This is a genomic window from Falsibacillus pallidus (genome assembly GCF_050990905.1).
Taxonomy (GTDB): domain Bacteria; phylum Bacillota; class Bacilli; order Bacillales; family DSM-25281; genus Falsibacillus; species Falsibacillus pallidus_A.
Genome location: NZ_CP158866.1, coordinates 3775094 through 3794096, shown reverse-complemented (window position 1 = coordinate 3794096; position 19003 = coordinate 3775094). Strand labels below are relative to the sequence as shown.

Annotated in this window: 17 protein-coding genes; 14 read left to right on the top strand and 3 right to left on the bottom strand. The window is 44.8% G+C overall.

Features of this window, described 5'->3' with window-relative positions; translation table 11 throughout:
• Window positions 1–13: 13 nt before the first annotated feature.
• The 5 genes from ABTV07_RS19525 (at window position 14) to phnE (ABTV07_RS19505) (ending at window position 4078) form a co-directional block, all read left to right on the top strand.
• Complete coding sequence (locus ABTV07_RS19525; RefSeq protein WP_433745640.1) at window positions 14–1294, top strand: DEAD/DEAH box helicase; 1281 nt, start codon at window positions 14–16, stop codon at window positions 1292–1294.
• A gap of 12 nt (window positions 1295–1306) precedes the next feature.
• A complete protein-coding gene (locus tag ABTV07_RS19520; RefSeq protein WP_114745801.1) occupies window positions 1307–1501 on the top strand; it encodes a YwbE family protein in 195 nt (64 codons plus the stop codon).
• Between the two features lie 230 nt (window positions 1502–1731).
• Window positions 1732–2505, top strand: a complete 774-nt coding sequence (phnC, locus tag ABTV07_RS19515) for a phosphonate ABC transporter ATP-binding protein (RefSeq protein WP_433745637.1) — start codon at window positions 1732–1734, stop codon at window positions 2503–2505.
• Window positions 2502–3281, top strand: a complete 780-nt coding sequence (phnE, locus tag ABTV07_RS19510) for a phosphonate ABC transporter, permease protein PhnE (RefSeq protein WP_433745634.1) — start codon at window positions 2502–2504, stop codon at window positions 3279–3281. The genes phnC and phnE (ABTV07_RS19510) overlap by 4 nt, the downstream gene beginning before the upstream one ends.
• Entirely contained in the window at window positions 3278–4078 is an 801-nt protein-coding gene (phnE, locus tag ABTV07_RS19505) for a phosphonate ABC transporter, permease protein PhnE (RefSeq protein ID WP_433745631.1), read from the top strand. The genes phnE (ABTV07_RS19510) and phnE (ABTV07_RS19505) overlap by 4 nt, the downstream gene beginning before the upstream one ends.
• A gap of 282 nt (window positions 4079–4360) precedes the next feature.
• Here the strand turns inward: phnE (ABTV07_RS19505) and ABTV07_RS19500 are convergent, their stop codons facing one another.
• On the bottom strand, window positions 4361–5296 hold the full coding sequence (locus ABTV07_RS19500; protein ID WP_433745629.1) for a phosphate/phosphite/phosphonate ABC transporter substrate-binding protein: 936 nt from the start codon (window positions 5294–5296) through the stop codon (window positions 4361–4363).
• Window positions 5297–5452: 156 nt separating this feature from the next.
• Between ABTV07_RS19500 and ABTV07_RS19495 the strand changes: the two genes are divergently transcribed.
• The 5 genes from ABTV07_RS19495 to ABTV07_RS19475 all read left to right on the top strand — a co-directional run bounded on the left by ABTV07_RS19495 (window position 5453) and on the right by ABTV07_RS19475 (window position 11736).
• Window positions 5453–7039, top strand: a complete 1587-nt coding sequence (locus ABTV07_RS19495; RefSeq protein WP_433745627.1) for a bifunctional metallophosphatase/5'-nucleotidase — start codon at window positions 5453–5455, stop codon at window positions 7037–7039.
• Between the two features lie 736 nt (window positions 7040–7775).
• Window positions 7776–9194, top strand: coding sequence for a Na+/H+ antiporter NhaC family protein (locus ABTV07_RS19490; RefSeq protein ID WP_433745625.1), 1419 nt, complete (start codon window positions 7776–7778; stop codon window positions 9192–9194).
• A 113-nt stretch (window positions 9195–9307) separates the two neighbouring features.
• Window positions 9308–9979: a response regulator transcription factor gene (locus tag ABTV07_RS19485; RefSeq protein WP_433745623.1), complete on the top strand. Its 672-nt coding sequence runs from the start codon at window positions 9308–9310 to the stop codon at window positions 9977–9979.
• Window positions 9972–11225 (top strand): sensor histidine kinase, encoded by a 1254-nt coding sequence (locus tag ABTV07_RS19480; RefSeq protein ID WP_433745620.1) that lies wholly within the window; start codon window positions 9972–9974, stop codon window positions 11223–11225. The genes ABTV07_RS19485 and ABTV07_RS19480 overlap by 8 nt, the downstream gene beginning before the upstream one ends.
• Before the next feature lie 79 nt (window positions 11226–11304).
• The gene (locus ABTV07_RS19475) at window positions 11305–11736 is read left to right on the top strand and encodes a DUF2231 domain-containing protein (RefSeq protein WP_433745617.1); all 432 of its coding nucleotides are present in this window, start codon (window positions 11305–11307) and stop codon (window positions 11734–11736) included.
• A 27-nt stretch (window positions 11737–11763) separates the two neighbouring features.
• Here the strand turns inward: ABTV07_RS19475 and ABTV07_RS19470 are convergent, their stop codons facing one another.
• Complete coding sequence (locus tag ABTV07_RS19470) at window positions 11764–12627, bottom strand: NAD(P)-dependent oxidoreductase (RefSeq protein ID WP_433745615.1); 864 nt, start codon at window positions 12625–12627, stop codon at window positions 11764–11766.
• Window positions 12628–12942: 315 nt separating this feature from the next.
• On the opposite strand from ABTV07_RS19470, the gene ABTV07_RS19465 reads away from it, so the two are divergent.
• Entirely contained in the window at window positions 12943–14775 is a 1833-nt protein-coding gene (locus ABTV07_RS19465) for a cation:proton antiporter (RefSeq protein WP_433745612.1), read from the top strand.
• Between the two features lie 5 nt (window positions 14776–14780).
• Window positions 14781–15452 (top strand): haloacid dehalogenase type II, encoded by a 672-nt coding sequence (locus tag ABTV07_RS19460; protein ID WP_433745610.1) that lies wholly within the window; start codon window positions 14781–14783, stop codon window positions 15450–15452.
• A gap of 39 nt (window positions 15453–15491) precedes the next feature.
• Here ABTV07_RS19460 and ABTV07_RS19455 read toward each other — a convergent pair whose 3' ends face one another.
• Window positions 15492–16346, bottom strand: coding sequence for an alpha/beta hydrolase (locus tag ABTV07_RS19455; protein WP_433745607.1), 855 nt, complete (start codon window positions 16344–16346; stop codon window positions 15492–15494).
• Between the two features lie 369 nt (window positions 16347–16715).
• Here ABTV07_RS19455 and ABTV07_RS19450 point away from each other — a divergent pair, with 369 nt between their 5' ends.
• Entirely contained in the window at window positions 16716–17825 is a 1110-nt protein-coding gene (locus ABTV07_RS19450) for a PRK06851 family protein (RefSeq protein ID WP_433745605.1), read from the top strand.
• 137 nt (window positions 17826–17962) lie between these two features.
• Window positions 17963–18955 carry a TIGR00341 family protein gene (locus ABTV07_RS19445; protein ID WP_433745602.1) on the top strand — a complete coding sequence of 331 codons (993 nt, stop codon included), beginning with the start codon at window positions 17963–17965 and terminating at the stop codon, window positions 18953–18955.
• Window positions 18956–19003: the final 48 nt, after the last annotated feature.

The window sequence follows — 19003 nt, the reverse complement described above, 5'->3', positions numbered from 1 at the left end:
AGTAGTGAACGAAATGACCCGATTTTCAAACCTGGGGATCAGCGATGCGCTGGAAACCCAATTGAAAAAGGACGGAATCGATACGGCAACAGAGATTCAGGAAAAATCGATTCCTCTTATATTAGAAGAAAAGGACGTCATTGCTGAAGCCCAGACAGGGACAGGAAAGACCCTTGCATTCATTTTGCCGATGCTGCAAAAATTGGACGTGACTGAAGAAGCGATACAAGGATTGATCCTGACGCCAACCCGGGAACTTGCCCTTCAGATTACAGCTGAATTAAACAAACTGATTGACGCCGTTCCGGAAGCAAAGATCCTTGCTGTCTACGGTGGCCAGGATGTAGAAGCCCAGCTGAAGAAGCTTAAGAAAAGCATTCACATCGTCGTGGCAACACCGGGGCGCCTCCTTGACCACTTAAGAAGGCAGACCATCGACTTGTCTCAACTGAAAATGCTCGTATTGGATGAAGCTGATCAAATGCTGCACATGGGGTTCCTTCCCGAAGTGGAAACCATCCTGAGCCATGTGAATGAAGAGAGGCAGACATTATTATTCTCGGCTACCATGAACAGCGACGTTCGAAAACTAGCCAAGAAATATACGGACAAGCCGGAAAATATAAAGATTGCTGCGAAGTCTATTACAGTAGAAAAAATTAATCAGCTTGTCATCATGACGACCGATCGCAGGAAGCAAGCGGCATTGAAAGCAGTACTCAAGGAGTCCCAGCCATTCTTGGCGATCATCTTCTGCCGCACGAAGCGCCGCGCGAGCACATTGAATGAAGCGCTCCAATCGGCGGGCTTTTTATCAGAGGAGCTCCACGGCGATCTGTCGCAAGCTAAAAGGGAACGCGTCATGAAGAATTTCCGTGAAGCAAAGCTGCAGTATCTGGTGGCGACGGATGTCGCAGCACGCGGCCTTGATGTAGAAGGGGTCACCCACGTGTTCAACTACGACATCCCGCACGATGTCGAAAGCTACATCCACCGCATCGGCAGGACAGGCCGTGCAGGGGAGCATGGTCTTGCGGTCACTTTCGCTGCACCAAAGGATCAGCTCCATTTGGATATGATTGAAAAGGGAATCAATATGAAATTAAGGAAAGAGCAGTCTGATGTCGGGCCGGATGATCCGAAGCCGAATGAGCGAAGGGGAGAAGGCGGGCGCCCAAGAAATGGCCGCGGCTCTCAAAAAGCACGTACAGGGGAAAAGCGCCCTTCAGAAAGAAGCAGAGCAGGAAATGCCAAAAGCGCAAGACCGAGAAAGCCTTCAAAAAGGCCAAGATAAGGAGTGGCGGCAATGAACGGACAAAATCGGAAGGATATCCATCCCGGTCTGGAAGTGGATATCGTATTGAAACAAGACCAGCGGACAGGGAAGCTGACACGCGGCATCGTTAAAGATTTGCTGACGAATTCTCAGCATCATCCCCATGGAATCAAAGTGCGTCTGCAGGATGGCCAAGTAGGAAGAGTCAAAAATATCATTTCCTAAAAAATCAGGCCGAGGGACTTTTCGACAAATTTTTGTAAAGTTATTGTAAAAAAGAGAAATAATAAATCAGCCCTAAACCCTTGGTACCATTGGGGTTTAGGGCTTTTTTGCAAAATGTCCTATCTTGACATATTTTGAAAGATATTGATAAATTAAAAATATTGCTATTCTTTCTAAATGATTACTTTAGTGAATTAATAGAATAAAAAATGGGGAAAGTTGGGTAAGGTATGATCGAATTTAAGAATGTCTCGAAAGTGTATCCAAATGGGACAGTGGGACTTAAAGATATTAATCTGACCATTGAACCAGGAGATTTTGTTGTCATTGTAGGTCTTTCAGGAGCAGGGAAATCAACGATGCTTCGTTCGATTAACCGTCTGCACGATATTACAGAAGGTGAGATCATCATCAATGGAAAGTCGATCACGAAAGCGAAAGGTAAAGATCTTCTAAAGATCCGCCGCGACATCGGGATGATTTTCCAAAACTTCAATCTCGTTAAACGCTCCACAGTGCTGCGAAATGTCCTAAGCGGCCGTGTCGGCTACCACTCCACGATTCGCACCATTCTAGGATTATTCCCTAAAAAGGACGTAGAGCTGTCTTTAAACGCCCTTAAACGCGTTAATATCATGGATAAAGCCTATACACGTGCAGACCAGCTTTCCGGCGGACAGCAGCAGCGTGTGTCCATTGCCCGTGCACTTGCTCAGGAAGCAAAGATCATTCTGGCGGACGAGCCTGTGGCATCTCTTGATCCACTTACAACTCGCCAAGTAATGGATGATTTAAGACGAATCAATCAAGAACTGGGCATCACAACTATCGTAAACTTGCACTTTATCGATCTAGCAAGAGAATATGCTACACGCATCATCGGGGTACGCGCAGGGGAAGTCGTCTTTGACGGTCCTACTGAACAAGCGACGGATGCAGTATTCTCTGAAATTTACGGACGTGAGATTAAAGAGGATGAATTGCTAGGGGAGAAAAACTCATGACCCAGGATCAATTGAAAAAACCAGCTCGCACAAAGTTTTGGATGACGGTCGTTTTAATGGTTGTTCTTTTCTGGGTCAGTGCGAAGAGCACGGATGCAACATTCAGTGAACTATTCGAAGGACTACCGCAAATCGGCGTCCTTTTGGCGAAGATGTTCCCGCCTGACTGGGCTTACTTTTCCTATGTAGTGGATCCTATGCTTGAGACGATCCGCATGGCTCTCTTGGGAGCAACTTTTGGGGCAATCATTGCGATCCCATTAGCGCTTTTGTCCGCTTCCAATGTGTTTGAATCCAATTGGATCGTACAGCCTTTCCGCTTCATTTTAAACTTGATTCGGACAATTCCTGACTTATTGCTCGCAGCGATTTTCGTTGCTATCTTTGGACTTGGGCCATTGCCTGGTATCTGGGCATTGACGATTTTCTCTTTAGGGATCATCGCAAAGCTTACATATGAGTCCATCGAAGCCATTGACCGCGGTCCGCTTGAAGCGATGACAGCAGTCGGTGCCAATAAAATTCAATGGATTTTCTTCGGGGTCATCCCGCAAGTATTGCCGCAGTTCCTTTCTTACTCTATTTATACATTTGAAATCAATGTTCGTGCAGCCGCCGTCCTTGGGTTGGTCGGAGCCGGTGGTATTGGGATATTCTACGAAAGAACGCTTGGATTCTTCCAATATGACCGCGTTGCCAGCATCATCATTTTCACACTGGTTGTCGTATTGTTAATTGACTATATCAGTACTAAAATCCGGGAGAAATTAATATGAGCACCGATATGATTGTAAAGCCGCCAAAAAAGAATAGAGTAAAAAAGTGGATCTATATCATTCTTCTGGCCGCCGTCTACATCTGGGCGTTTGCCGGAATGCCAATAGAAGGATTCAAAGAAACTGCAGCACAAATCACTAAATCGATCTTCCATGGAATCTTCCATCCTGATTGGGATTATGTATACGATCCAGAAGGGGAAGACTTGCTCCGTGGTCTTCTGGATACATTGGCCATCGCCATTTTAGGTACATTCATTTCAGCATTCTTGTGTGTACCTTTCGCATTCTGGGCAGCAAACAACATGAACAGATTCAGACCTGTTTCAGGAATGGGGAAATTCATTTTGAGCTTTGTCCGTACCTTCCCTGAACTTGTCATGGCCCTTCTTTTCATCAAAGCCGTTGGACCTGGATCCTTCGCGGGGGTTTTGGCTCTCGGAATCCACTCCATCGGGATGCTCGGGAAGCTTTTCTCCGAATCCGTGGAAAGCATGGACCTTGGCCCGACAGAAGCCTTGAAGGCATCAGGCGCCAACAAAATTCAGACCATCTGGTTTGCGGTCATCCCGCAAGTCATGCCTGAATTCTTATCCTATACCCTTTATCGATTCGAAATTAACGTCCGTTCTGCAACCATCCTTGGAATCATCGGAGCCGGTGGTATCGGTACACCACTGATCTTCGCACTTGCCGGACGTTCATGGGACCGTGTAGGGATCATCCTTCTCGGAATCATCGTGATGGTTACCGTAATCGACTTGATTTCCGGCTCCATCCGTAAAAAGATCGTTTAATAGAATTAGATATATTGAAGAGCCGCATCCTTCTGTTGGGTGCGGCTTTTTTGGTGTGCGGATTGTGCGGCGGGCGTCCGGTTGTGGAGGTTTACTAGAAGTTTTCTTAAAGTTGCTGGAAGTCATCTTGGAATTGCTAGAAGTTCATGAGGTTTTGCTAGAACAAGCCTGTTTTTTGCTAGAATATCTCTCATTTTTTGCTTATTGGACCCGGTATCGTATCTGTTCAGCAAAAAAAAGAGGACCATCCTAAGATGATCCCCTGAGCTTTATCAAACTATATTATTGACCTTCAACTTCTTTTTCGTATTCGCGAACGATATCGAAGTTAGAGTCTTTAGATTTAGTGTAGCCTTCGTGAGAGTAGATTTCACTGATGATTTGGTGTCCTTTTTCGTCTTTTCCAAGAGAAATGAACGCATCAGCAATCTTGTCTTTCCATTCTTTAGTCAAGTCAGGGCGAACGGAGATTGTATCGTTCGGGATTGGCTTAGTAAAGAATAGTACACGAGTTTTGTCAAATACATCTGGAGCATCTTTTTTAACGATGTTACGAGCGTCTTGGAACGTAGCAGCTGCATCAACATCGCCGTTAAGAACTGCAAGAACAGCAGTATCATGTCCTTTAAGAGTTACCCCTTGAACGTCTTTCTCAGGATCAAGACCAGCTTTTTTCAATTCAACTGCAGGCCATACATAACCAGCAGAAGAAGTTACGTTTTGCCAGCCCATTTTCTTGCCTTTAAGATCTTCGATAGATTTGATATCTGAATCTTTTTTCACGATAACCATAGATTTATAGAAATCTACAAGATCTTTCGTAGGAGTACCGTCTTCATCGTTAACGCCAAAACGCTGCGCTTGAAGCAATACATCAGCTACACCTTGTTCATGAGCAAGTACATATGTAGTAGGAGGCAAGAAACCAACGTCTACTTTTTTAGAACCCATTGCTTCTACAACAGTGTTGTAGTCAGTTGATACACTTACATGAACAGGAATCCCTAATTTGTCAGACAATAACTTTTCTAATGGCTTTGCTTTCGCTTCAAGTGTTTCAGCACTTTGAGATGGAACGAACTGTACGTTCAATTCCTTTGGCTCGTATCCTTTTTTGCTGTCCCCTGAACCATTTTCCTTGTCGTCTGAACCACAGCCGGCAAGAACACCGAATGCTAGTCCTAAAGACATACCAAATAAAGTAAGCTTTTTAAACATGATTTTCCCCCATAGAAAATATTTTTGTAATACTACTACAATATACCATAAAATTTGAGAACAATTGTAAATTATTTTTAAAGATTTTATATTTTTAAGAATAGATTCAATTTATAGTAGAATGGGATTATAGAACATGAAAAAGGATGATTTTAAATGAAGACTGAAGCGAGTTTCAAGCTGTCCATCCTGGAAACCAGCGATGTCCACGGCAATGTTTATCCAATCAATTATGGGCTGAATGCAGAGAGCCCTGTTGGCCTCGGGAAGATCTCGACGCTGATAAATGAAGTGAAAAAAGAAGCAGAACATACTTTCATCATTGACAATGGGGACGTCATTCAAGGAACGCCGCTTACCTATCACTATGCGAGATTTGAAGCAGGAAAGCCCAATCCGATGATCCAAATCCTCAATCACATGGGCTATGAGGCAGCCGTTTTCGGGAACCATGAATTCAACTATGGACTTGAGCTGCTGCATCAATCCATCAATGAGTCCTCCTTTCCATGGCTATCAGCAAACCTATTAAATAAGGAAACGGGTGAACCCTTCTTTGGCAAGCCTTACTTGATCAAAGAATTTCCTGAGGGCCCGAGGATAGGCGTGCTTGGCCTCACTACCCACTATATTCCGAATTGGGAAAAAGAAGAACACATAGAAGGCATTGAATTCCAAGACTGTTTGGAAGCAGCGAAAAAATGGGTCCCTTATTTGAAAAATGAAGAAAAAGTAGACCTTTTGGTTGTTTCCTATCATGGCGGCTTTGAACGCGACCTGGAAACAGGAGAGGCGACAGAAGTCTTGACGAGCGAAAACCAAGGCTATCAAATGTGCCAGGAAGTAGAAGGCATCGATGTATTATTGACAGGGCATCAGCACCGCTTCATTTCAGGGGAGTCTGTCAACGGCGTATTGGTCGTCCAGCCTGGAAGCCAGGGGCGCGCCCTCGGGAAAGTAGATGTGGAAATGACTTTCGTGGATGGGGAATGGAAGGTCCAATCGAAAACATCCGAGCTTTTATATACAGAAGAAGTAGAGGCGGATGAAGAGGTCCTCGCAATGGTAAAGGACTATGAAGAGGCGACGCAGGAATGGCTCGACCAGCCGATCGGGAAGATCCTCGGGGATATGAAAGTCCATGATCCGATGAAAATCCGAACTGGCGACCATGCCTTGATCGAATTCTTCAACCGTGTGCAGATGGAAGCAGTGGGCGTTGATATCTCTAGCACTTCTTTATTTGATAACTTGGCGCCTGGTTTGACCGAAGACGTGACAATGAGGGATGTCGTCGCGAATTATATCTATCCGAATACACTGAAGGTCATCCGCATTACGGGTGCGGATATGAAAGAAGCGCTGGAACAGACGGCTTCTTACTTTGCCCCTTATACCGGCGGGGAAATCGAGGTCAATCCAAAATTCCTCTACCCTAAGCCAGAACACTACAATTATGACATGTGGGAAGGAATCGAGTACGAAATCAATATTTCGAAGCCATTTGGCGAACGCATCACAAAGCTTGAGTACCACGGTGAACCAATTGATCCTTCGAAAGAATATGATGTCGTCATGAACAACTACCGCGCGGGCGGAGGCGGCAATTACATGATGTTCAAGGACAAGCCGGTCATCGTCGACCTCCCGATGGATGTATCCGAACTGATCGCCAACTACATCCTCGAGCGAAAAGTCATCGAATCCAAAGTAGACAACAACTGGAAAGTAACGCATGACTGATTGACAATATTTTGAGGACCGATTCTTATAAGAGAGTCGGTTCTTTTTTAATTAAGCGACATGAAGTTGCCGACATTAAAGTGCCTGTCACGCCCCGGTTTTTGTAGAATAGCGGCGCAGCCTGGAAAATTGTCTTTATATCACGGATCAGCCGTACCAGCATGGCGTTTGCTCCCCACTTTTGGGGCTGACCGGCGCACTTTATCGTTTTATCTCGCAACTTTTCAGCCTGACCGACTCACTTTCGGCATTTATCTCAACACTTTCCCCTTTAACCTCCCCACTTTCCAAATATTAGGTTTTTAACCGGATAGGGGTTTGCCGAATGTCGGCGCAGCCGGGCAAATTATCCTTCTTTGATTGTTTGGCCGCCGTGGACGCGCGGCGTTTGCTCCTAACTTTTGGCGCAGACCGGCGCACTTTATCGACTCACCCCGCAACTTTTCGGCTCGACCCCCGAACTTTCCCTCGCAACCCCTCAACTTTCCGCCACAACCGCTCAACTATCCTAATTTTGAAAAAAAACAATAGCGTTCCCGGTCGTTTCCCGACACCAAATTGCCTGTCACGCCCCGAATCGCCCCGGTTTTTGTCGAATAACCCCGTCCCCTCGCCACGCCGCTCGTCGCCGCACCTCACCACATCTGAACCCCAGCTTCCAATTCTCTATACATAAACCAACACCATCAAACCCATAATATAGGTATCTTGTACATATTAGGGTGGTGTGTGAATTATGGATGCTTCTTGGATAGCGCTGCTGCCGTTCTTGGTGGTTATCCCGATATCAATTCTTACAAAGCAGGTGCAGCCTGGTCTTTTTGTGGGGCTGCTGCTCGGAAGCTATTTAGTGGAGCCGTCGCTATTGGGCGGAATCAAAAAAATGATCTCTTATATTGTTGATAATATCGTTGTCTCCAGCAACATCAGGATCATCATCTTCCTGTATGGATTTGCAGGCTTGATTGGCATGATCAAACTTGGGGGCGGGATCAAGGGATTCGTTCATCTCGTCAGCAAGAAAGTAAAGTCGAAGAAGAGTGCGATGTTTTTAACGTGGATTTCGACTATCGGGACGTTCAGCGACCCTGATTTCCGTATCGTCACCATTTCTCCGATCATGAAAGCGTTGAGGAAGCGCCTGAAAATGTCGAAGGAAAATATCGGCTTCGCCATCGAAGCGACTTCCAATCCAGTCGTTGGACTGGTCCCGATTGCGACAGCGTTTGTCGGCTATATGGTGACGACTATCGGCAACGCCTTGAAGGAAGTGGGATCAGATCAGGAGCCATATATGGTGTATGTCAAAAGCATCCCATTCAACTTTTTTTCCTTTGTCATCATCCTGATCGGGATCTATTACAGCTTCTTCCGCAAAGCAAAGGATGAAGTAGGCGAGAATACAGGGCAGACTCCAAATGATGATCAAGGGGAAGAAGATCTACAATCCTGCCACCGAGCCTATGAGAAGGATACTCCGATCAAGCCGTGGAACTTAATTTTGCCGCTTTTTGTATTTTTAAGTTTTACGATCTTCCTCAGCTGGTGGGACGGGCATTTCAAAGCGAAGAGCTTCTTGGATGCCTTTATCAGAAGCGACGCACTTGGCGTCATGCTTGAATCATTAATGATTGCCTTCCTTTTCACTCTGGTGTTTTTCTTATTTCAGCGGATTAAACTGGCGAAGCTGGTTACCCACTTTGTGAAAGGCGGCAATGAACTCATTTCCGTCATCATCCTGCTTGCCCTCATCTGGGGGGTCTCAGCCGTATCAGAGGACCTTCATTTTTCTGATTACATTACGGCCCACGTGGATTGGATTCCGCATATGTTTGTTGCACCAATCCTGTTCCTGCTTGGCGGTTTGATCTCTTATTTCATTGGGTCGTCTTGGGGAACGTGGGGTCTCTTGATGCCTCTCGGGATCACAATGGCGCACGACGCGGGTGTCAATATCCTGGTCGTTATCGGAGCGGTATTCGCCAGTGGTACATTTGGTGCATTTGCCTCTCCGCTCAGTGATAACTCAGTGACCCTATGTACAATTCTCGATTTGGATGTCATTAAGTATTCGAAGAAAAAGCTTCTGCCGGCGTGTATTGCTGCCGGGATCAGCACCGTGCTGTTCGCCGTTGCCTCATTTATTTTCCGGTAGCATCGAAAAACGCCTGCATAGGGCGTTTTTTCTGTTACACTCAAATCAAGAATGGCTCTTTTCGTAAAGGCTGCTGCAGCCTTTAATATGATAGGCATATGTAGGTGATGATGATGAAGATACTGCTGGCTGAAGATGATCAGCGGTTGGCGAAGCTGATAGTAAGGATGCTCCAAAAGGAATGGCAGGTAGTCGAGTGGGTTGAGAATGGCGAAGATGCCTTTGAATATGCTGCTGGGATGCATTACGATATCGTGATTTTAGATTGGATGCTCCCGAAGATGAGCGGCATCGAGGTGAGCAGAAAGCTCCGATCATCAGGTTTTGACGGGGCTGTTTTGATGCTGACGGCAAGAGGGGATGTAGACGATCGTGTCGAGGGTCTTGATGCCGGTGCTGACGATTATTTGGTGAAGCCCTTTGAGTTCAAAGAATTATTTGCCCGAATCCGTGCCCTTTCCCGAAGAGGGGCGCAAAACTTTGAACAGGAAGCCATCACGTTTAAAGATCTTGAGATTCGATTAAATCAGCGGACCGTCCATCGAAATGGACAGATGATCGCTTTGACGCCAAAAGAGTTTCAGATGCTTGAATTGTTTATCCGGAATCGGAATCAGGTGATATCTAAAGAAACTATTATAGAAAGGTTGTGGGGCTTGGAGTCAGATGCCACAGCCAATACGGTGGAAGCTATGGTCAAGCTGCTCAGGAAAAAATTAAATGGGAAACAGTATATCCAGACGGTCAGGGGAGTCGGCTATATGCTGAGTGATGAAAATGTTTGATAAATTAAGAAGGCATTTGACGTTGTCATACAGCATTTGGCTGATCCTCACCCTATTTGTCGTTTTCGTCGTGTTATTTTTCTCGTTTCGTGCCCGCATTTATGAAGTGGAGAAAGAGAATCTCGCGGACGCAGTCAAAATGGAAAGGCAGTCTCTGGTAGAAAATGCCATCCTGCAGGAAAAGCCGCGCTACGGACTTTATATCATCGGTATTAAAGAGGCGGATGGCCGTCTTATTTTAAAGGAAACAGACAGTTCTCCAGCTGTAAAAGAAGTCAGTGATTATTTTCATTCAGCGACATGCTGCCAGGCTGATCCCACAATCATCAAGCTGAAGCATCAATCGGAAGACGAGCGATACATGCTGGCCAGCGTGAGGATAACAAATGAGAAAGGACAGACGGGGACCCTATTTGCAGCGAAGAATTTAAGTGCCGTCCATGAGCAAATGGAAAATTGGCTCATAATGCTAATGATAACTGGAATTGCTGCATTTCTCCTCTCCATACTGATAGGGGATAGACTGGCCAAAAGGGCTATGAACCCAGTAATAAAGAATGTGGAGAGGCAGCGCAGGTTTTCTGCAGATGCTTCGCATGAATTAAGGACACCTTTAAGTATCTTCTCTGCATCGATAGAAGTTTTGGAGGAGGAGGAGAAAGACCGTCTTTCTTCATCAGGACGAGAAATATTAACGGACTTAAAGGAAGAGTCCGAGCTGATGAAAAAGATGGTGGAGGATCTCCTGGTGTTGGCGAAATACGATCATCATAAAATGGAGCTGTCCAAAGAATGGTTTTCTCTATCAGAGCTTGCCCATTCGGTCCAACAAGAGTACAAAATGGTTGTTAAGACAAAGCAGACGATTTTATTGGATGAACGGGAAAAGGACATAAGAGTTTTTGGGGATAAATTAAAGTGCAAACAGCTTTTATATATCCTGCTTGATAATGCCTTAAAGTTTACGGAATCGGATGGGGAAATAAGAATCCAACTAGAAAAGAAACGTGAATTTGCCATTGTTAAAATCAGCGATAATGGCTTGGGGATTGAAGAGAAAGATTTGCCGAGGATCTTCGAGCGGTTTTTTCAAGGGGATGAGGCAAGGTCTCCAAAGTATGGAGGCACAGGTCTTGGTTTATCCATAGCGAAAGCGATCGTGGATGCCCATAACGGAAGGATTGAGGCAGATAGTAAATTTGGTAAGGGAACGAGCGTAGCAGTTTGGCTTCCGTTAAAAAAATGATATCTTCTCCAGATTTTCAGTTTATTTTCAGCTTGAATTGGTAAAGTAAGCTTATCCAAATTAAAAGGAGATGTTTCTTATGCTTTCAACTCCCCTACATCCATTATTGGTCCATTTTCCGATTGCCCTTCTGATTTTCGGAACGATTGCTCAGATTATCGCAGTCTGGAAAAAGGATTTCTTTCATAAAGCAGCATTTTATTTGCTGGGTGCAGGATTTATAACAGGGCTGTTCAGCTACTGGACAGGAGACGGTGCAGAGCATTTTGCCCATCAGCATTGGGGAAGATCGGTATCGCCTATAATCCATACACATGAAACGTATGCACTGATTACGTTGATTTTATTCGGAATTACCATTGCGATCCGGCTTCTGCAGGTGTTCAAACCATTTAAAATGGCTATGGCTCTCGTTATTATTCTTTGCTTGGCAGGGACTACAACCTTAGCATTGACGGGGCATTACGGAGGTAAAATCGTTTATAGCGACCATACAAAAACCGGAGAATAATATCTCCGGTTTTTTTGTCTGCATCAATTACTTCTTGTTCGTAAGAAATTCATAAATAGCAGAGAAATCCTGATCTTTGTAGCCTTGCTGTTTAGCCAATGCGTAAATTTCTTTTGTTGTGTTGGCGATTGGCAGGGCTGTTTCGTGTTCAAATGCGGTCTGGGCGACAAGCTGCATGTCTTTTTGCATATGTTCAAGCGGAAATTCCGGCGAGTAGTCGCCAGCCAGTAATTTTTCTTTTTTCCCATTCAGGAATGGTGCGGTTGTCGGTCCGCCAAGAAGGGTTTCAAGCACCGTTTCTTTTTCCAATCCAATAGATTCCCCGAAAGAAACGGCTTCTGAGAAGGCAGCCATGGTTTGCGCCAACATCAGGTTGATCACAAGCTTCATCGACGTTCCTTTCCCGTTTTCTCCTTGGTATTGAATGGCTTTCCCCATGGCTTTCATGTGTGATTCGACTTCCTCCAGATCTTCCTGGCTGCCGCCTACGACAAAGACCAGCTCACCCTTTTCTGCAGGGATTTTAGAGCCTGCAACAGGTGCGTCAAGAAAACGGATGCCGCGCTTTTTAGCTTCCTCAGCCATTTTGCGGGAAAATGCCGGATTGACGGTACTGCAATCAACCCAAAGGCTTCCCTCTTTCAATCCTTCAAGAAAACCATCTTCTCCAAAAGCCGCATCTTCCACTGCAGCTGGGTTGGCAAGCATTGTATAGAGGACATCAACTTGCTCAGCCGCTTTTCGTGCAGAATCTGCCCAGACAGCTCCTTTGTCTAATAGATCATCCGCTTTCTCTTTCGTCCGGTTATGAACGACCAATTCGTTTCCTGCATTCAATAGGTTTCCAGCCATCCGGCTTCCCATGATTCCCAATCCGATAAATCCAATCATTGCATTTTCCCCTTTCTTATTCATAATAGACTTATTTTTATTATTCACCTATCAGCTCTATCTTACAAACAATTCAACTTCAGCAATGTTCTTCTCCCTCTCTGCGTAGTTCGAAAATCCTACTCATCTTTATGGCTAAAAAAGGAAATGATAATAATAGTACTTTTTTACTTATTTCCCTTGCTGATTTCTTGAATAGGCCAAAATGTGCAGGAAGATAGCCTTTTCAATAATTATTTTTTTAGATTGCATTTTTCTTTCCGCTATAAGGGTATATAAGATAAAAAATCATATGGTTTATTTGGGGGAGTGCTCATGGAATCTGTTCTACTCAGTTTAATGATCATCGCAGTGCTTGGCATTGCGTCACAATGGGTTTCATGGAGATTTCGTCTTCCAGCTATCGTTGTCATGTCGATTGCGGGCCTGCTTGCTGGGCCGATTACCGGGTTTTTGAACCCGAAAGAAGTATTTGGAGACCTCTTCAATCCGATTATTTCGCTGGCGGTTGCCATTATTTTATTTGAAGGAAGTCTTAACCTTGATTTTCGGGAAGTCCGGGGGTTGGAGCGTCCGGTGCTGCGAATCGTAACCATTGGAGCATTCATTGCATGGATTCTTGGATCCCTTGCCGCGCATTATGTAGCGGGGCTTTCCTGGGCGGTCGCTTTCGTTATCGGGGGCTTATTCATCGTGACCGGGCCGACTGTCATTCTTCCTTTATTGAGACAGGCAAGGCTGAAGCCGCGCCCGGCAGCCATATTGAAATGGGAAGGGATCATCGTCGACCCATTCGGCGCCCTATTGTCCGTCTTTGCATTTGAAATCATCAAGTTCATATTGTCTGAAAAAGAAACAATCGGTTCACTTGGAATGTTTTTCTTGGCATCCCTCCTTGCCGCGTTTTTTGGCTGGCTCGTAGGGAAGGGCCTTGGATGGATGCTTGAAAAAGGGCATATTCCGGAATTCCTGAAGTCGCCGATTGTTTTTGCCTCAGTGCTGGCTTGTTTTACGATTTCGGATGAAATCTACCATGAAACCGGGCTGCTCGCTGTCACCGCGATGGGGATCACATTGGCTAATATGCATATCTCTTCTATTTCTGAGATGAGGTATTTCAAAGAAAATATTTCCGTTTTACTCATTTCCACCATTTATATCATGCTGACTTCTGCGTTGAGTATGGATGTTCTTCTGCAGATTTTCAGCTGGAAGCTAATCGGATATGTGCTGTTGATGCTCTTTATAGTCCGTCCGCTTTCCATCGGCATTTCCACAATCAAAACGGATATGACCACAAAAGAAAAGACGCTTGTAGGATGGATTGCACCAAGAGGGATCGTGGCGTTGACAGTGTCCGGATATTTTTCCAGTGTGCTGTCGGATGCGGGCTTTAAAGGTGCGGGACTTTTGACCCCGCTGACCCTTGCGCTTGTTTTCTCTACAGTGTGTGCCCACGGCTTCTCCATTAAATGGCTGGCTAAGAAGCTGGACCTATCTATTGGGGATGAACCAGGCGTCCTGATTGTAGGGGGAAATCCCTTCACGGTAGGGCTGGCGAAGATTTTTCAGGAACTTGAATTGCCGACAGTCATTGCTGATTCTTCATGGAGCCGTTTGGTTAAAGCCCGAAATGAGGGGGTGAAGACATATAGAGGGGAAATTCTGTCCGAACAGACCGAGTTTCATTTGGATCTCACCCCTTACGAATATTTGATTGCCGCAACGGACCTTGACTCATACAACGCCCTTGTCTGTACGACATTTATTCCGGAGATGGGTCGGAACAACCTTTTTCAGCTAAGTCTTCGAAAAAACGATGAGGTGGATGTAGACAGGCTGGAGCATACAATCGGAGGAAGGATCCTGTTCAATGAAAAGGCAACCTGGGAAATGCTGAATGACAAGGTGGAAAAAGGATATGTGTTCCGAAAGACAACCTTGTCTGACCAGTATGATTTCGATCAATACTTGGAAGAGAGGAAAGAAGGGACCATCCTGCTTTTCATTCATAAATCCTCTCGAAAAATTGAATTCTTCACGGATGAACAAGAAATCAGCGGCGATGAGGGTGACCTTATCGTCAGTCTGGCTCCTCCTTCAGAGGTTAAAAAGCCGGACGAACGTCTTCAAAATGACAAGGAGTGACACAAATGGAAACCAAGATTAAAGCTTTTATTTTTGATGCTTATGGGACACTATTCGATGTCCATTCGGTGATGGAAAAATGTAATGAATTCTACCCTGGCAAAGGAGAGGCTATAAGCCAGACATGGAGAAGGAAGCAGTTGGAGTACTCCTTTCTCCGTCAGCTGATGGGGAATTATGAAACATTCATGGATATTACAAGGGATGCCTTAAAATATGCCGTTTTGGAAAATAAAGAAGAGGTTCACCCTGATAAGGAAGAAATGCTGATGAAGCAGTATTTGAAGCTCCAGCACTATCCGGAAGTCGACTCCGTTCTTTCAAAGCTGAAGGAGGCAGGCAAGACTTTGGCGATTTTTTCGAATGGATCGCATGACATGCTGGATCCCCTGGTGGAGCAGGCGGGATTCAACAATATATTGGACAAGGTCATCAGCATTGATGAAGTGAAACAATATAAACCGACTCCCGCTTCCTACATGCATGTTTTGAAAACCTTGAACGTCAAGAGAGAAGAAGTGCTCTTCATGTCCTCTAATGGATGGGACATTTCAGGAGCTAAAAACTTCGGATTTCATACGGCGTGGATCAATCGCGGTAAACTTCCGGTGGAAGAGCTTAATCTGACGCCGGATCGCATCTATGAGGATTTGAACGGGATACTTGATTGGAAATAGAAAAACGCCGGCCTGAAGACAGGGCTGGCGTTTTTTGTATTAATTTTCTCCATGCATCTTTTTTGGCGTCCATAGGAATTGCCAAATCAGACGGTCTACAAGCTCGGTCTCATGAAGTCCGCTGTGGGAGATGCTCTGGTCTTTTATGATGGATTCTTTATACTGTTCGGGTCTTGCAATGTCGCGCATCCCTGTAGCGCTCTCGACGGAAACGACCTGATCGCCCATTGCCCCGATTGAAAGGACCTGTATCGTTGGATCGAATTGATCGCGATGTTCCAACAGCCTTTTCTGGGCTTGTGATCCCGGTTTTAAGTCCGCAACGGCAGGGCCGGTATTGACTTTATCATACGACTCTTTCGTCACTCCCTGGAATGGGGTGCTGATGGTGATGAATTTCAACGGCACAGGATAGTCGCTGCTGCCATACGTATTTTCTAAATATTGAGTAGTGACCAGACCGCCCATGGAATGTGCCACGAGATAGACTTGATCCACATTATATTTTCCTTTTAGCTCCTTCATGATCTTTTGCAGCCAGAAGGAGGTGTCGTTTATGGTTGCGCGATTGTTTTCAAATACCACTTGGATCAGAGGATGTTTTTGCCCAATCGGCAGCGAACCTTTGAACGTCAAGTTTCCTTCCTTATCCACAAAGCAGAGAAGAGTTCGCTTTCCCCAATTATATTGCTGATCAAAGCGGTTCATCATTGTTTTGAATGAATTGAATGTACCTTTATAGCCGTGTACAAACACTGTAGGAATTTTATCTTCCGGATCTAGGTTCGAGTTCTGTGACTGAACCTGTGTGCTTCGGATCAATAGATAAATAAGGCCAACAATCACCACTGCACCGACTAAAATACTTTTGTAAGAGAATTTTTGTATGTTCAATGTTATGTCTCCCTTATATGTCTCTGATTATATTGTAAGTTATTTTACAGAAGTTTTACACCGGTAATATTTCGGTAATATATTACAATTTTTAGAAATCTGTTTCCGAAACAATGTTGTTAAAATCTTACTGCCGATTTTAACGTAAAACTAGCTATTAAGTGCGTTGGGATGGTGTATCCAGGCTCTTTTCGAGCTGGATTTTTTGCGTAGATTGCATAGGTAATCCGGTTTTAATGCATAAACCAACAATCTTTGAGAAAAGAGCCTTTAGAAAAAACGTTAAAATAGGCGTTCACCTAGAAAAGCTGTCTTTCATACACTAGTCGAGGAAGGCTCCTGAACGATTACTTAATTGGAGGGTATGAAATGACAGCGAAAATCATCAATTATTATGCAGGCGGCAATACAGCCAGAGGTTTTCACAGCTTATTTGAATCCAATCTCCAAGGGTTGGATAAATTATTTATTTTAAAAGGCGGACCAGGGACAGGAAAGTCATCACTGATGAAGCAGATCGGCCAAGATTGGCTGAGGAATGGGTACAACATTGAATTTCTCCATTGTTCTTCCGATAACGAGTCCATAGACGGCGTCATCATTCCATCCTTGAAAGTAGGGATTGTGGATGGGACGGCGCCGCACGTAATCGAGCCGAAAGCACCGGGTGCCATTGAGGAATATGTGAATTTAGGAGAAGCATGGGATTCCGCTAAACTTGCTGAACATAAAACAGAAATCATCTCCTTGAGCTCCCGCATAACAGAATCTTTCCAAAAAGCTTACAGTGTTTTTCATGATGCCTTGTTAATACATGATGAATGGGAAAAAATCTACATCGAAAACATGGATTTTCAAAAAGCCAATCAACTCACCGTTGATTTGATTGATGAGCTTTTTGGGAAAATGTACGTCAACAAAGCAGCAGAGGTACGCCATCGATTCTTAGGGGCTGCGACGCCAAAAGGCCCTGTAGACTTCATTCAAAATTTGACGGAGGACATTTCCTATCGGTACTTCATTAAAGGAAGACCGGGTTCAGGGAAATCGACTCTTCTGAAAAAACTGGCGGCTGTCGCGGAAGACAGAGGCTTTGATGTGGAAGTCTACCACTGTGGATTCGACCCGAACAGTCTCGACATGGTCATCGTCCGTGAACTGGATTTTGCGATATTCGACAGTACGGCTCCCCATGAATACTTTCCTGCCAGGGAAGGCGATGAAATCATCGATATGTATTCAAGGGTCATTACATCAGGAACAGATGAAATCTACGAAGATGCTCTCAAAGATATCTCCGGACGCTACACTAATAAAATGAAGGAAGCGACTGCTTATTTGGCAAAAGCCAAAAATCTTCATGACCAGCTTGAGGGCATCTACGTCAGCGCTATGGATTTCTCCAGGATAGACAGGATCAAATCCCAGATCCATGCCGCGATATTAAGTCTGGAGCCTGTGAAGCAGACGCAAAATTAATGATGGAGAGCCAGCCCTGGAGAATGTACTGCCGGGGCTTTTTACATAGGATCAAAAATATTCATAGCATAGTGGGATTGAGCAGATAATAGGAGGGGAAAAGACTCTAAGGAAACAGTAGAGGGAGAGGGAAGCGCGTGAGTTTTCAATTGATTGAAGCTTATATACCGAAAGATCGGTTTTCTTCAATACAAGAAAATATAGAGAAATTCAATCCGTTGAAGATTTGGACAAGAAAAGTCGATTCAGATTGTATACTCATTCGTCTTCTCGTTGATTCAACAGCTATTGAAGACATCTTGGACTACTTTGAACGAACTTCAGCCCAACTGGAGGATATGGAAATCATGCTCTTTCCCGTGGATGCGTACATTTCCAAAAAATACAGTGCGGAAAAAGAAGAAAAGCATGAAGCCCATTTAGAAAGGGCAAGCAGGCAGGAATTATATTCTAGCATTGAAGGCAGCGCCACGTTAAATGCAGGCTATTTCCTTTTTGTCCTGATTGCTGCCATTGTCGTCACGATCGGCTTGATTAAGAACAGCCCTTCTATCGTCATTGGCGGAATGGTGATTGCTCCGTTGCTTGGGCCCGTTGTGGGCGTTGCGTTTGCTTCCATCTTAGGGGACTTTAAATTGCTTTGGCGTTCTGTCCTCACGGTAATAGCGGGGATCCTGTTGTCTGCTGTCATTGCGATTATAATAGGGCTTTTATTTGGAGTTCCGTTAAAAAGCGGTGAGTTTCTATCAAGGACCTCCGTTTCAATCTCGGACATCCTCTTGGCCCTTGCTGCCGGGGCTGCCGGAGCATTATCGACCATGAAGAAATTTCCGAGTGCGCTTGTCGGCGTCATGGTAGCAGTGGCCCTCATGCCGCCTGCAGCCGTCATGGGAATGTCTGCAAGCGTCTTTCTATGGCCGGAAGCATTGCGTTCGACGCTGCTGCTCTCCGTTAACATCTGTTCCATCTTATTCTCGGCAGTCATTGTGTTTACGCTTGCTGGAATAAGGCCCGTGAAGTATGAAGACATAAAAATCGCCAATAACTCCCGAAACTTTTCCATTATATTTGTCGGCACAATCGTTCTGTTGCTTTTAATAGAGGTATTATATATAAATCATCTGCATTAACTGTCTTTTTAGTATAAACAATTCAAGAGAAATATGTTAAATTAATTG

Bases quoted from the DNA above. Each gene is read 5' to 3' on its own strand.
- ABTV07_RS19470 (WP_433745615.1), bottom strand. From the start codon at position 12,627: ATGATTGGATTTATCGGATTGGGAATCATGGGAAGCCGGATGGCTGGA.
- ABTV07_RS19475 (WP_433745617.1), top strand. From the start codon at position 11,305: ATGCTTTCAACTCCCCTACATCCATTATTGGTCCATTTTCCGATTGCC.
- phnE (WP_433745631.1), top strand. From the start codon at position 3,278: ATGAGCACCGATATGATTGTAAAGCCGCCAAAAAAGAATAGAGTAAAA.
- ABTV07_RS19465 (WP_433745612.1), top strand. From the start codon at position 12,943: ATGGAATCTGTTCTACTCAGTTTAATGATCATCGCAGTGCTTGGCATT.
- ABTV07_RS19480 (WP_433745620.1), top strand. From the start codon at position 9,972: ATGTTTGATAAATTAAGAAGGCATTTGACGTTGTCATACAGCATTTGG.
- ABTV07_RS19490 (WP_433745625.1), top strand. From the start codon at position 7,776: ATGGATGCTTCTTGGATAGCGCTGCTGCCGTTCTTGGTGGTTATCCCG.
- ABTV07_RS19485 (WP_433745623.1), top strand. From the start codon at position 9,308: ATGAAGATACTGCTGGCTGAAGATGATCAGCGGTTGGCGAAGCTGATA.
- ABTV07_RS19520 (WP_114745801.1), top strand. From the start codon at position 1,307: ATGAACGGACAAAATCGGAAGGATATCCATCCCGGTCTGGAAGTGGAT.
- ABTV07_RS19525 (WP_433745640.1), top strand. From the start codon at position 14: ATGACCCGATTTTCAAACCTGGGGATCAGCGATGCGCTGGAAACCCAA.
- ABTV07_RS19460 (WP_433745610.1), top strand. From the start codon at position 14,781: ATGGAAACCAAGATTAAAGCTTTTATTTTTGATGCTTATGGGACACTA.
- phnC (WP_433745637.1), top strand. From the start codon at position 1,732: ATGATCGAATTTAAGAATGTCTCGAAAGTGTATCCAAATGGGACAGTG.
- phnE (WP_433745634.1), top strand. From the start codon at position 2,502: ATGACCCAGGATCAATTGAAAAAACCAGCTCGCACAAAGTTTTGGATG.
- ABTV07_RS19495 (WP_433745627.1), top strand. From the start codon at position 5,453: ATGAAGACTGAAGCGAGTTTCAAGCTGTCCATCCTGGAAACCAGCGAT.
- ABTV07_RS19500 (WP_433745629.1), bottom strand. From the start codon at position 5,296: ATGTTTAAAAAGCTTACTTTATTTGGTATGTCTTTAGGACTAGCATTC.
- ABTV07_RS19450 (WP_433745605.1), top strand. From the start codon at position 16,716: ATGACAGCGAAAATCATCAATTATTATGCAGGCGGCAATACAGCCAGA.